Here is a 12,766-nt window from a genome sequence, read left to right as displayed (position 1 = left end):
CCGTGAAAGGGCGGTGTCCTAGGCCTCTAGACGATGGGGACACATAAATGTGTCACTAGGACAACTGAATTTTTAGACTCGTTTCAGGCGAGCTTTCTTAATAACACTACACTTCCCTATTAAAAATAAGTAAGTGGCGTCCCCAAGGGGATTCGAACCCCTGTTACCGCCGTGAAAGGGCGGTGTCCTAGGCCTCTAGACGATGGGGACACATAAATGTGTCACTAGGACAGTTGATAAGTTTAACTCACATCATGAGCTTTAAGGTAATTGCGTTTAATACAAGTAAAGACTCGAGCTTTAATTGTGACGCTATTTTCTCGGTAAAACCGCCTTTAACTAATAAAAGTTAAGTGGCGTCCCCAAGGGGATTCGAACCCCTGTTACCGCCGTGAAAGGGCGGTGTCCTAGGCCTCTAGACGATGGGGACACAGAAAACTGCTACCCTAGGACAAAACACTAATTTTTGGTGGAGCCATGCGGGTTCGAACCGCAGACCTCTTCACTGCCAGCGAAGCGCTCTCCCAGCTGAGCTATGGCCCCAACTTAATCAATACCCGTCGTGACAAACACATCGTGTATCGCTTAGTGCGGGGCGCATTCTATGCACCACCCAAAATAAAGTCAACAGTTTTTTACCTAGCTTTATTTAAATGGTTTAATTTTCAACAAACTGGCTATCAAGCGTGCTAAAAAACACAATTTGAATAAGATTCTAGCCCTACTGCTTATAATAACATCACTATATTGCAGCGAATACTTAACAACACCCTACTCCCCTATTTAATGCAACAAAATTGCATCAAAGTAAAGGTATACATTTATATGCAAATTAAACTTATCTAAAAAACTACCAATTAAGGTCCCGCCAATCGCTTTAATCTTTTAAAAGTTACAATTGCTTATAATAATCAAAACTTAAATGTGGGTTTGAGAGTACCCGCAGCCTTTACTTGCTTAATAACCAGCGTAACTCGTACTAAAAAATTCGATTATTGTTTGAAGAGCATTTTTAAAAGAGCATTGTAGCTTCGTAATTCTATGTATAAAACTTCAAGGCGCGTTGACCTTTGGTAGGTGAAGCGGAAGCTTTGCTCGGCTTTTACTTGGCCCACTAGGTTACAAACCTCGCGCCGCGATTTAATCGCCCCTAGATTGAACAAATTTGAATCCACAAAGGTCAACACGCCCTAGTTATATGTGATCTATTTAGTCATAACCTGAAGGCTAGTAGCGAGGAATACGTATTTACGAGATGGCTAGGTTGGCTTATAAAAATAAAGTAAGTACAAAAATAGAGTTTAGAATGCTGAAAATAGTATTTGTTTTGGGAAGTTTAGATTAAATTCATTTTTAAATGACCGCTCTATTCGCTAAATAACTCGCCCTAATATTAATCCATCTTGCTCATAATCATAAAAACGACTCCAGTAAAAAAACAATGAGTATCGTAAAACTAATTTTAAGGTTAATAAAATACAATTCCCTACTCACTTTTAGGTGCTTAATTGAACTGCAATATCAAATTTGATGATAAAATAGACTTCAACCATATCCTATTGTTTATAAAACCTTCATTCAGCACATTTTTATCATTCAAGTGTTGACACATTTCCAACTCTATCTATAATAGCGCCCCACAACAACGCAGCAATGCAATGTTGTTTAGATGTGGGTGATTAGCTCAGTTGGGAGAGCATCGCCCTTACAAGGCGAGGGTCACTGGTTCAAGTCCAGTATCACCCACCACTTTTTAGTTAAAGTGTTCACATCTAAATTCTATATGGGTCATAAGCTCAGTTAGAAAATAGAGAGCATTACCGCTACTTACAAGTAACGGCAAAGTTCACTGGTTAAAGTCCAGTACTATTTATTTAATAGTAGCGTTTTAAATTATATGTGGGTGATTAGCTCAGTTGGGAGAGCATCGCCCTTACAAGGCGAGGGTCACTGGTTCAAGTCCAGTATCACCCACCACATATAAAACCTATTACTATATTAATAGTCGTGTTTTAAAATTGTAATATGGGTCGTTAGCTCAGTTGGGAGAGCATCGCCCTTACAAGGCGAGGGTCACTGGTTCAAGTCCAGTACGACCCACCATTCCTAGAATGGTGCATATTACAAAAAAATCTAAATGGGTCGTTAGCTCAGTTAGAAAAAGAGAGCATAACCGCTATTTACAAGTAACGGCGAGGTTCACTGGTTAAAGTCCAGTACTATTTATTTTAATAGTAGCGTTTTAATTTATATGTGGGTGATTAGCTCAGTTGGGAGAGCATCGCCCTTACAAGGCGAGGGTCACTGGTTCAAGTCCAGTATCACCCACCACATATAAACCTATTATTATATCAATAGTCGCGTTTTAAAATTTAATATGGGTCGTTAGCTCAGTTGGGAGAGCATCGCCCTTACAAGGCGAGGGTCACTGGTTCAAGTCCAGTACGACCCACCATTCCTAGAATGGTGCATATTAAAATGTAATTTGGGTGATTAGCTCAGTTGGGAGAGCATCGCCCTTACAAGGCGAGGGTCACTGGTTCAAGTCCAGTATCACCCACCAAATTACATCAAGCGGTTAATTGATAATAAAGAATTAAATAACAGGCATACCTATTATATGTGGGTGATTAGCTCAGTTGGGAGAGCATCGCCCTTACAAGGCGAGGGTCACTGGTTCAAGTCCAGTATCACCCACCACATATAAATACCATCAGATAACTTCTCTAGTAATAACTCTTTCTTTTCATATTAAATACATTTAAGAACTTTATAAAAACTCAATATATAAATCGTGTGTAATTAACTTAGCCGTAAGAAAAAGAGCATCACCACCCTTTACAAATAATGGCCAGGGTCACTGGTATCAAGCCAAGTAATCACCCACCACATATAAATACCATCAGACAACTTCTCTAGTAATAACTTTTCCCATATTAAATACGTTTAACTCCAATTTTTACCTTAAATACATTTCATATTTTTATTAAAATCTAAATTTCCATATCAAAGCACTCATCAAATATAGCGTTTCCATTTTACTTATTTGGTTTTTAATTATGTTATTCGGCTCAGTACTTTCGTAGTTAGATAAACGTATTAGGCAAAGTTAAGTACCTAATAAATACAGCTATCATTTAAATTCCCTTGTAAGGAGTTAAACTGTTGATTATAGTCTGTGTTAAATACAATTACGCTTAAGCCAATGCCAACTAAGATCTATTCAAAAGCCAAAATACTTATAGTAGAGGAGCAGCCACTTGCTCAAAGCTATATGAAACAATCGTTAGAAAGGCTTGGCTTTCGGCAGTTGCGCTTTGCTGATCATGCAAACTCTGCAAAAGAGCAGTGTTTAAGTGAAGAATTTGATCTAATAGTTTGCTCATTCAACTTAAACAAACACCAAGATGGCTACCAGCTTTATGAAGAGCTACGTGTAAAGCAGCTCATAAAAAGTTCGACTGGCTTTATTTTTATCTCAGCAGAAACAAGTGGCTCACTCGTTCATAGTGTTCTTGAGCTGCAGCCAGATGACTTTTTAGTTAAGCCTTTTACAGTACAAGAGCTTAAAACACGCATTGAACGAATCTTAAAGCGTAAACACGACTTACAAACAGTGTATTCATTAATTGATGATGGTAACGATTCAAAAGCTATTAAATTTATTGATACCGCTCTGGATAAAAAAAATAATAATTACAGTCCTATCCTACTTCGCTTAAAAGGCGATGCCCTACTTCGCTTAAAGCGTGCTCAAGATGCAAAAGACTTTTTTAAGTCTGTTCTCGATATTCAAAAATTTGCTTGGGCAAAAGTAGGTTTAGTAGAGGCACTTATAGCGAATAACGAACATATTTTGGCGCAGCGAATGCTCAAGACAATGTTAGAGCGCCAAGAAACTCGTTTAGTAGCCCTTGATTTGTTGGGCAGATTAGAAATAAAGCTAAATCAGTTTGAGCTAGCACAAAGCTTTTTAAGTCAAGCAGCAGACATTGCACCGCGAAACATCACACGCCAAAAATCGTTAAGTAATGTGTCGCTAATTAATCACGACTACGAAAAAAGCTATTTAACTCAAAAAGATATAGCCTCCTTTGCAAAGCACTCAATACACGACCACCCCGATGTATATTTGAATGCAGCACGTGCCGGTATCGACTTTGCGTTAACGACTGATCAAACTGATCAAATTCAACGAATTTCTAGACAAACAAATCAGTACATTAATGATTTAAAAAAACAGTTTCCTAATAATGCAAATCAAGCTCAGATTGATGTACTAAATGCACGACTTCATTACTTAAAAGACGAGCATCAAAAAGCGAAAAAGCTAATTGAGCAGCTTGATGACGACGATACTCATATCCGATCGGTTGATGGAGCACTTGATAAAGCAAAAGCATTTCATGAACTGGGGTTTCATCAGAAGGCGCAAACCTTATTCACACAAATAATTAGCCACTGTGAAAGACACCCTGCAGTTAGCGACACAACTTACTTGCGTTATATTCAGCAGCAACAAAGTGAGCGACGCGATATTAAAATGGGTCCAAAAGAGCTTAATAACCATGCCGTTAATCAATTTAATAAAGGGCAGTTAAATACTGCGCTGGAAGCTTTTACGCAAGCGTTTAGAGTCATGCCTCGTAATCAAAGTATCGCACTTAATTTATTACAGTGCCTATTTGATTCAACTAAGCAATCTGGCAGCTCATTTAATATGGATCTTGCTAGGAGATGCTACGCCCTTCTTGATAAAACTAAATTACAAGCAGATCAGACGCAGCGTTTAGATAAGATTTTACATATAGCAAAAGAAATGAATTTAGATATTCAAAGCGCTAGTAAATAAAATATTAGAGCTTTTTCATTGCTGCAGCATTAACGCAATAACGTAAACCTGTTGGTAATGGTCCATCTGGAAAAATATGGCCTAAGTGCGAATCGCACACATTACAAACCACCTCTATGCGCTCCATACCGTGACTTGTATCATTTACATAACCAATCGCTTCAATTGTCGCAGGTTGCGTAAATGACGGCCAACCAGTGCCACTATCAAACTTTTCATCGGCATCAAACAATAGGTTATCACAGCAAATACACACATACTTGCCAGGTTCAAGTAATGTACAACTACCCGAGCTATCTGGGCGCTCTGTTCCTTTCTTACGTGTTACGTAATATTCATCTTCTGATAGTTGCATCCGCCACTGCTCGTCAGTTTTGACTACTTTTTTACTTGGGGTAGGATTGCCGTTAGTGGCAAAGTTAATAACATCATTCCACTTCAACATAATAGCCTCATTGAATAGTTGATTAACCGTACTTAATAAATTTATAAGAAGTACGGTCAATTATTACGTTATTTAATACATTAAAGATCAGCTAAAGAGTGTTGACCGTTTAAAACTAAAACTCGTTCAATTTTAAAGGTAATCTCCTCAGCTAAAGGTAATATTTTGTTTTTCTGAGTCGGTAAGTATTCGTTTAATAAAACTATCTAGCTCTGCTTTTTTTACAGGTAAACTAACACTCATTTGGCGCTCGTTATTACTGTAAATTATTAGCTCATCATCCTTTGTCGTTATGCGTTCAATACTCTCAATAACTAACCAATCTGGACCATGCTTTTTATCAAAAAATCCCATCAAACTAAAAAGTAGTAAATGTTGGGCATCTCGCTGAATAAAATCCTCTAGCCTATTTCTTGATTTAAATAAGGGCGTTAGCCTATAAACGCTTGAGCAAAAAACAAATACCCACAACCCAAATAGCGCTTTAAACCACATAGACTCTAAAAGCCCAGTGCTAATCATTAAAATAATAAGCACTAACCCTATTAACGATATAGCTATCGCTATTTTTTTATTTACAGCGTCCACAACTAATCCCTTTTAAGTCGCTTTTTTTCTTCTGATGCTTTTTCTGTCGGCTCAGGCCAATCATTAAAAAAAACGGTTAAATAACGGCTTTTCACCAAATACCACAATACCCATAAAACAATCATCATTTGTACTGCTAAAAATGATGAAAATCGATAATGGCTATGCGCGGCTTGAATACTTAACCATGTTAAATCAACAACAGCACATACAATAAGGGGCCAGCGCATATGCCGCCATATTTTTGCTAACTTATCGCTCGCACTGTGTGAATCTCGTGGTCTGCGTAAACAAAATAAAATAGTTGGTATTATTGCGATACTTCCAATTGCTATTGCAATAAAAAAATCATTTTTATTTTTAAAAAATAACGACATTAAATCAAGTTCAGGCCTGCGACTTAAAGCCGCAATCACCCAAATAAAATAGCCACGTAATAGCACAAGCAAACTTAAATTAAATGCAATAGGAGTTCGGTAACTTCCGTACTTATCCCAGTATTCTGGACCGTATCGGCTCATTGTTGCGTCCTAACCATTATGCTTTTGAAGCAGCTCAATTAATTCATCTTCCGTGAGTATGTCGATATCTAAATCTTGGGCTTTAGTCAGTTTTGAACCCGCTTTTTCACCCGCGACTAACGCATCAGTTTTCGCTGATACGCTACCAGATACTTTAGCACCTAGTTGCTGTAAGCGTGCTTTTGCGTCATTACGATTAAGCGTATTTAGCGTACCAGTAAGTACATAAGTAAGCCCAGCAAGCGGTTGTTCTTCTTCAGAAGGTGCACTCAACGCTGGCCAGTTTACGCCTTGCTCTATAAGCGCATTAACAACTTCTAAATTATGCTCTTCATCAAAAAAGCCTCGAACATGTGTTGCAACTATTTCGCCTACATCACTTACCTGCGTTAAACTATCAATGCTGGCATTTATTATATTTTCAAGGGTAAGGAAGTGATTAGCTAAATTTTGTGCTGTTGCCTCACCTGCTTCGCGAATACCTAATGAATATAAAAACTTAGCAAGCGTAGTGCCTTTCGCCTCTTCAAGGGCTGTTACTAAATTTTTGGCTGACTTAGGTCCCATGCGTTCAAGTGATTCAAAATGTCCTTGTTTTAAAATAAACAAATCAGCGGGCGTTTTTATAAGCTCTCTGTCTACCAACTGATCAACAATTTTATCGCCAAGGCCGTCTATATCCAGCGCTTTGCGTGACGCAAAGTGTTTAATTGCTTGTTTGCGTTGTGCAGGACATACAAGCCCCCCCGTACAACGAGCGACAGCTTCGCCTTCAACCTTTTCAACATGAGAGTCACAAATAGGACAAGTTACTGGAAATTCGATATCTCTGGCATCATCAGGGCGGCGCTCAAGTACAACTTGCGTTATTTGTGGGATTACATCTCCAGCACGGCGAATAATAACTGTATCACCTACTTTTACGCCTAAACGTGCAACTTCATCACTGTTATGAAGCGTTGCATTTGATACGGTAACGCCACCCACAAAAACAGGCTTCAAACGTGCAACCGGTGTAATGGCGCCAGTACGACCGACTTGAAAATCAATATCAAGTAGTTGGGTTATTTCCTCTTGCGCCGGAAATTTATACGCAATAGCCCAGCGGGGAGCTCGTGCCACAAAGCCTAAACGCTCTTGTAAGGCCTTTTGGTTTATTTTTATTACTACGCCATCAATTTCATATTTAAGCTCGCCACGGCGCGTTAAAATATCGCTGTAGTACTCAAGCGCGGCTTTAGGACCTTCAACTAATTTTGTCTCTGGGCACAGTGGCAACCCCCAGTCAGTTAACTTTTCTAACTGCTGATAGTGATCCTCAGGAATACTGCCATCAGCTACAAGCCCGGTACTATAGGCATAAAACATGAGTGGGCGTTTAGCTGTAATTTTAGAGTCGAGTTGACGCAAACTCCCCGCGGCTGCATTACGCGGGTTAACAAATACTTTTTCACCGCGTTTTTGCGCTTCAGTATTTAATTTATCAAAGCCAGCGCTGTCCATAAATACTTCGCCGCGCACTTCAAGCTCTTTTGGGTAATCACCACGTAACTTAAGCGGTACATTACGAATGGTTTTAACATTTTGAGTAATGTTTTCACCGGTAAAACCATCACCTCGCGTAGCCGCTTGTACAAGCACACCATCACGATAAATAATTGATACGGCTAATCCATCAAGTTTTGGCTCACAACAAAAAGTAAGCTCATCAGTACTCATTAAGCGCTCTTTTATACGACGATTAAACGCAGTGAACTCTTCTTCACTAAAGGCGTTATCAAGTGAGAGCATGGGTACTTGGTGCGCTACTTGCTCAAATTTACTCAGTGCGGCACCGCCTACTTTTTGTGTCGGAGAGTCGGCGGTTAAAAATTCAGGGTGCTGCATCTCTAGTGCGCTTAATTCGCGTAATAACCTATCGTATTCAGAATCAGGAATACTGGGGGTGTCGAGCACATAATAGTTATAGTTGTGTTGCTCTAATGTAGTACGAAGATGATTAATTTGCTCACTAATGCTGCTAGACATTTAAACCTCAATAAACATAAAAAAAGCCACTTTGACGATTCACCGTCCAGTGGCTTATAAAAATATAATGTATGCGTTATTTACGCTGAAAAAGAACGAACCTGTTCAACATATTGCCTGATGCGCTCTACTGTCATTTCATTTCGCTCAGCATCTAAAATTTGTGCACCAAATTCATCCGCTAACTTTTTAGCTGCGCTGTGCAACATATTAAATGCCGCTAGACCATCGCCGTCGCACGGTAACGTCATAAATAAGCTTACCCCAGCGGTACTAAACTGTTCCATATTATCAATATCAAACGTACCTGGGTTATACATATTTACTAATCTAAATAAAACAGGGCCTTGGCCAGCCGGATCTAAGTGGCGATTAAAAAAACCTTCCTCAGAATATTTAAAACCTAAAGTATTAACTGCTGGTAATAATTTACTGCCCTGCATACTAAGCTCTTCTGGCATTTGAATATGCACAATAACAAAGTCAGACATTTGAGTAGGCGCTTCTTCAGCACTTTGATCTTTTGTTTCAAGATCATCAACTATCTCTAGGTCGTCTTCAATTGGTGTTTCTGGCACGCTTGTATCAATTTGCGGCTCATTTGCATCAAAGTTAAGCTCGCCAAATTGTGGCTCATCACGTTCGTCTTGCATTGGCTCTTTTGGCTCAGCCTCAGTACGAAACGGTTTAGATGAAGCTGGTGCGCTTTGTTGTAATGGCTCAACCCGTTCATTATCCGATACTTCTGGGCGGTCTTTTTTTCTAACTGACCACAATCCATGTATTAATAAACCACCAATGACAATTACACTGATAACGATTAAAACCCATCTTAATTGTTCGGCCATCCCCTCACCTTTTATTATTTGATATGCCTAAAACCTGTATATTAATGAAAAACTAATACACTTGTTATAAAAATTTATGCGTGTGCAAGTTGCACAGCTTGCTCTATATCTACAGCAACCATACGCGATACGCCAGGTTCTGCCATAGTAACACCTGTTAATCTACCTGCCATTTCCATCGCAATTTTATTATGACTAATATAAATAAACTGCACTGATTGTGACATTTCTTCAACCAAACGGCAAAAACGCACAACGTTGGCATCATCTAGTGGTGCATCTACTTCGTCCAGCATACAGAAAGGAGCTGGATTGAGCCTGAATATAGAAAACACTAATGATAATGCGGTCAGCGCTTTTTCTCCACCACTTAACAAATGAATTGTTGAATTTTTCTTACCCGGTGGTCGTGCCATTATACTAACACCACTTTCGAGTAAATCGTCACTGGTTAATTCTAAATACGCGCTCCCACCACCAAAAACTTTAGGAAATAGCTCAGCAAAGTCTTCGTTAACTTGATCGAACGTCGCTTTAAAGCGTGTTTTGGTCTCACTATCAATTTTACGAATTGCACCTTCAAGGGTGCTTAACGCTTTTGTTAAATCATCTAATTGATTATCAAGATAATCACTACGTGCTTTGGCTAAATCAAACTCTTCTATTGCCGCCAAGTTTACTGCACCTAATTTATCTAACTGATTAGTAAATCCTGTTAACTGATTTTGTGCTGCACTTAAATTTAATGAATCTGGTAATTCATCAAGTATTGCTTTTAAGCTTTGTCTCAACTCTTCTAATGGCTCAAGCGCAACTTGCGCTTTTATTACTAAGCTTTGTTCTTCAATTGTTAGCTTTTGGTGCTGCTCTTGCAAGCCCACCAGCTCACCTTGTGAATTTTTAAGGCTTATTTGCTTAGTGTTTAAGCTCTCTTTCGCCTGAGCTAATTCTTTTTGTAGCAATACTAATGCCTGCTCACCTTTTTGATGCTGTGCTAAAAGCTGCGTAATTTTATCGCTAAGTTCTTGCTCTGGTATCAGCAGCTCTTCTATTTCACTAAGTAGTTCTTGCGCACCTTCTGATGCACTAACGTGCTCTTGCTCTGCATGGCTCAATTTGGTTTGGCTTAACTGCCATTCACTGCGTGCCTTTTGCTCTGAGAGCGTTGCCTTATGTGCTTGTGTTTTATATTGCTCAAGCATGCTTAATGCTTCGCTATAACTTTTATCACTTTGTGAGCGCAAGCTATTTGCAGCGTCTACTTCATCCGCTAAGTTAAGTTGCTGCTCATTTAACACTTCAAATTGCTCTGTTTGCTCATCAAGCACGGTATTTAATTGTAAAAGCTGAGCGGTTAATTGCTGTTTTTGTTGCTGTAGCTTTTCTAGTTGTAACTTAAATTGTGCTACTTGCTGCACAAGCATGTCGCTGCGCGTACTGGCTACCGCTATATTTTGCGCAAGCTCATGTATGGCTTCTTTTAGCTCGCTTTGCTCGTTAACTAACTTTATTTGCTCAGCTGTATGTTCGTCACGAGTGTGTGTTACTTGTTGTAACTCGTCCTCGGTATTATTTAATTGCTGCGCTTTATCTTGCAATTGCTTATGCTTTAACAGTAATGAGTTTTCTGCATTACATTCAGCACTTACATGCCAATTACGACCATATAAAGCACCGTTTTTATCCATAACGGCTGTATAAAAACTATCTTTTAGTATTTCTAAATCACCGCTTTCACTATAAGCAATACGTGCTAAATGCTCTGGATAAACACCGCTTGTTATATATGTAGCTAAGCTATTTGTTGGCACACTTTTATCACTATTTGGCCAAACACTGTTATCAGCTTGCTGCTCACTTACATTTAAATGCTCTAAAGATTTAAGTGCTTGCTCTATTAGAAGCTCAAAGCCTTCTTTAACACTTAGCTGATTAAACAAACCATTAGTACGTTCACTTTTCTCATCAAGCCCTAATGTACTTTTAAGCCCCGTTATACTGGCTTTTAACTCGTTTATTGTTTGAGTGAGCGTCGAATATTGTTTTTGTGAGTTATTAACAAGCTCATTTTGCACCTCAAGCTTAGCAGTGCACTTCGTATGTGCTGTTTGTTTAGCGGCAAGCTCTTGAGTTAATGTTTGTGTTTGCTGTGTTTGCTGTATTAACTGTTGCTCTACATCACTACTTTGTAGCTCGTTAAGCTGAACAGTTAACTGATCAATTTGTTCGTTAACATGATCAATTTGCTGCTGAGTTTGTTTAATGTGACTACTATGTAGTTGCACGTTATTATTAAGCTGTTGCTGTTGCTCACACAAAGCTTGCCAATGAGTATGGTGGCGCTGCTTAAGTGCTAATAATTCCTCAAGTTCATGCGTTAACCCACTAACTTGCTCTTCACATACTAAGGCGTTTTCACTTGCCTCTTGCAGGGCTTCATTAAGTTGCTCGCACACAATTTGCTGCTGCGATTTTACCTCAGCACTTTGGATTTGGCGTTGCTGTAATTTAATTAAACTTTGTTTAAGCGTTTGGGTTTGCTGCTTTACATTGATTTGTTGTTGCTCAGCGCGAGTAAGCTCGGTGTGTATTACATGTTGCTGATGCTGTGCATCGCTTAGTTTATCTTGCTGGGCTTGTACTTGCCCTTCTAAGCTTGCAAGTACATCGTCATGCCCTGAGTTAGCGGTTTTAAAAAACAAAATTTGATCATTAAGTTTTTTAATTTGGGCACTTTTTTCAAGTTGCTGCTGATGTAACTTTTGCCATTTTAAAACGGCAATTTGGCCTTTTAGCATGCGTTCTTGTGCTTTTAATTCGCGGTATTTTTTTGCATCAACCGACTGCACAGCCAATTTATCGAGCTGGCTTTGTAGTTCTTTACGCACATCTAACAAACGTTCAAGATTTTCGCGAGTGCTTTTTATACGAGTTTGTGTTTCGCGGCGGCGCTCTTTGTATTTAGAAACGCCTGCGGCTTCTTCTAAAAATACGCGCAGCTCTTGTGGTTTACTCTCTATTAAGCGCGAGATCATCCCTTGCTCAATAATTGCGTAACTACGTGGACCAAGACCGGTGCCTAAAAATATATCGGTAATATCGCGCTTACGGCATTTACTGCCATTTAAAAAATACAGTGACTGTCCGTCGCGCGTTACTAAACGCTTAATAGCAATTTGGTTTCGATCGGCAAATGTGTTTGAAGGACTTCCTTTATCGTTATCAAAAACAAGCTCTACAGAGGCTTGTGATATGGCTTTTCGATTAGTTGAGCCATTAAAAATAACGTCGGTCATGGCATCGCCACGCAGGTTTTTAGCAGAGCTTTCACCTAGCACCCATCGTACTGCATCAATAACGTTAGATTTGCCACAGCCATTGGGGCCAACAACACACGTCATTTGATCAGGAAATGGAATTTTAGTGGGCTCTACAAACGATTTAAAGCCCGCTAATTTAATAGTGCTTAAGCGCATCTTATTGT

General features: G+C 39.2%; 7 protein-coding genes and 10 tRNA genes. 8 read left to right on the top strand and 9 right to left on the bottom strand.

Annotated features, from left to right (window positions below; all coding sequences use genetic code 11):
- Positions 1–134: 134 nt before the first annotated feature.
- The 3 genes from H5122_RS00945 to H5122_RS00935 all read right to left on the bottom strand — a co-directional run bounded on the left by H5122_RS00945 (position 135) and on the right by H5122_RS00935 (position 543).
- A tRNA-Glu gene (locus H5122_RS00945) sits at positions 135–210 on the bottom strand.
- 144 nt (positions 211–354) lie between these two features.
- A tRNA-Glu gene (locus H5122_RS00940) sits at positions 355–430 on the bottom strand.
- A 37-nt stretch (positions 431–467) separates the two neighbouring features.
- Positions 468–543, bottom strand: a tRNA-Ala gene (locus tag H5122_RS00935).
- A gap of 1,130 nt (positions 544–1,673) precedes the next feature.
- Here H5122_RS00935 and H5122_RS00930 point away from each other — a divergent pair.
- The 8 genes from H5122_RS00930 to H5122_RS00895 all read left to right on the top strand — a co-directional run bounded on the left by H5122_RS00930 (position 1,674) and on the right by H5122_RS00895 (position 4,852).
- Positions 1,674–1,749 (top strand) — tRNA-Val (locus H5122_RS00930).
- Between the two features lie 152 nt (positions 1,750–1,901).
- A tRNA-Val gene (locus H5122_RS00925) sits at positions 1,902–1,977 on the top strand.
- A gap of 50 nt (positions 1,978–2,027) precedes the next feature.
- A tRNA-Val gene (locus H5122_RS00920) sits at positions 2,028–2,103 on the top strand.
- A 152-nt stretch (positions 2,104–2,255) separates the two neighbouring features.
- Positions 2,256–2,331, top strand: a tRNA-Val gene (locus H5122_RS00915).
- 48 nt (positions 2,332–2,379) lie between these two features.
- Positions 2,380–2,455, top strand: a tRNA-Val gene (locus tag H5122_RS00910).
- Between the two features lie 32 nt (positions 2,456–2,487).
- Positions 2,488–2,563, top strand: a tRNA-Val gene (locus tag H5122_RS00905).
- Between the two features lie 61 nt (positions 2,564–2,624).
- A tRNA-Val gene (locus H5122_RS00900) sits at positions 2,625–2,700 on the top strand.
- A gap of 505 nt (positions 2,701–3,205) precedes the next feature.
- Positions 3,206–4,852: a response regulator gene (locus H5122_RS00895; protein WP_029753297.1), complete on the top strand. Its 1,647-nt coding sequence runs from the start codon at positions 3,206–3,208 to the stop codon at positions 4,850–4,852.
- A gap of 4 nt (positions 4,853–4,856) precedes the next feature.
- Here the strand turns inward: H5122_RS00895 and msrB are convergent, their stop codons facing one another.
- The 6 genes from msrB to H5122_RS00865 form a co-directional block, all read right to left on the bottom strand.
- The gene (gene msrB, locus H5122_RS00890; RefSeq protein WP_002958586.1) at positions 4,857–5,297 is read right to left on the bottom strand and encodes a peptide-methionine (R)-S-oxide reductase MsrB; all 441 of its coding nucleotides are present in this window, start codon (positions 5,295–5,297) and stop codon (positions 4,857–4,859) included.
- Between the two features lie 147 nt (positions 5,298–5,444).
- Entirely contained in the window at positions 5,445–5,885 is a 441-nt protein-coding gene (locus tag H5122_RS00885; protein WP_182671375.1) for a hypothetical protein, read from the bottom strand.
- Between the two features lie 2 nt (positions 5,886–5,887).
- Positions 5,888–6,406 (bottom strand): DUF2919 domain-containing protein, encoded by a 519-nt coding sequence (locus H5122_RS00880; RefSeq protein ID WP_138489372.1) that lies wholly within the window; start codon positions 6,404–6,406, stop codon positions 5,888–5,890.
- Between the two features lie 9 nt (positions 6,407–6,415).
- The gene (ligA, locus tag H5122_RS00875) at positions 6,416–8,434 is read right to left on the bottom strand and encodes an NAD-dependent DNA ligase LigA (protein WP_182682099.1); all 2,019 of its coding nucleotides are present in this window, start codon (positions 8,432–8,434) and stop codon (positions 6,416–6,418) included.
- A gap of 80 nt (positions 8,435–8,514) precedes the next feature.
- On the bottom strand, positions 8,515–9,282 hold the full coding sequence (gene zipA, locus H5122_RS00870; protein ID WP_154903395.1) for a cell division protein ZipA: 768 nt from the start codon (positions 9,280–9,282) through the stop codon (positions 8,515–8,517).
- 74 nt (positions 9,283–9,356) lie between these two features.
- On the bottom strand, positions 9,357–12,758 hold the full coding sequence (locus H5122_RS00865; protein WP_182682098.1) for a chromosome segregation SMC family protein: 3,402 nt from the start codon (positions 12,756–12,758) through the stop codon (positions 9,357–9,359).
- Positions 12,759–12,766 lie beyond the last annotated feature (8 nt).

It is taken from the genome of Pseudoalteromonas sp. SG43-8 (assembly GCF_014164245.1).
In the GTDB taxonomy this organism is placed as follows: Bacteria; Pseudomonadota; Gammaproteobacteria; order Enterobacterales; family Alteromonadaceae; genus Pseudoalteromonas; species Pseudoalteromonas distincta.
This window is presented reverse-complemented; position numbering and strand designations above follow the sequence as displayed.

Excerpts from the sequence above, each read along its gene's own strand:
- H5122_RS00880 (WP_138489372.1), bottom strand. The coding sequence starts at position 6,406 with ATGAGCCGATACGGTCCAGAATACTGGGATAAGTACGGAAGTTACCGA.
- H5122_RS00865 (WP_182682098.1), bottom strand. The coding sequence starts at position 12,758 with ATGCGCTTAAGCACTATTAAATTAGCGGGCTTTAAATCGTTTGTAGAG.
- zipA (WP_154903395.1), bottom strand. The coding sequence starts at position 9,282 with ATGGCCGAACAATTAAGATGGGTTTTAATCGTTATCAGTGTAATTGTC.
- ligA (WP_182682099.1), bottom strand. The coding sequence starts at position 8,434 with ATGTCTAGCAGCATTAGTGAGCAAATTAATCATCTTCGTACTACATTA.
- msrB (WP_002958586.1), bottom strand. The coding sequence starts at position 5,297 with ATGTTGAAGTGGAATGATGTTATTAACTTTGCCACTAACGGCAATCCT.
- H5122_RS00895 (WP_029753297.1), top strand. The coding sequence starts at position 3,206 with ATGCCAACTAAGATCTATTCAAAAGCCAAAATACTTATAGTAGAGGAG.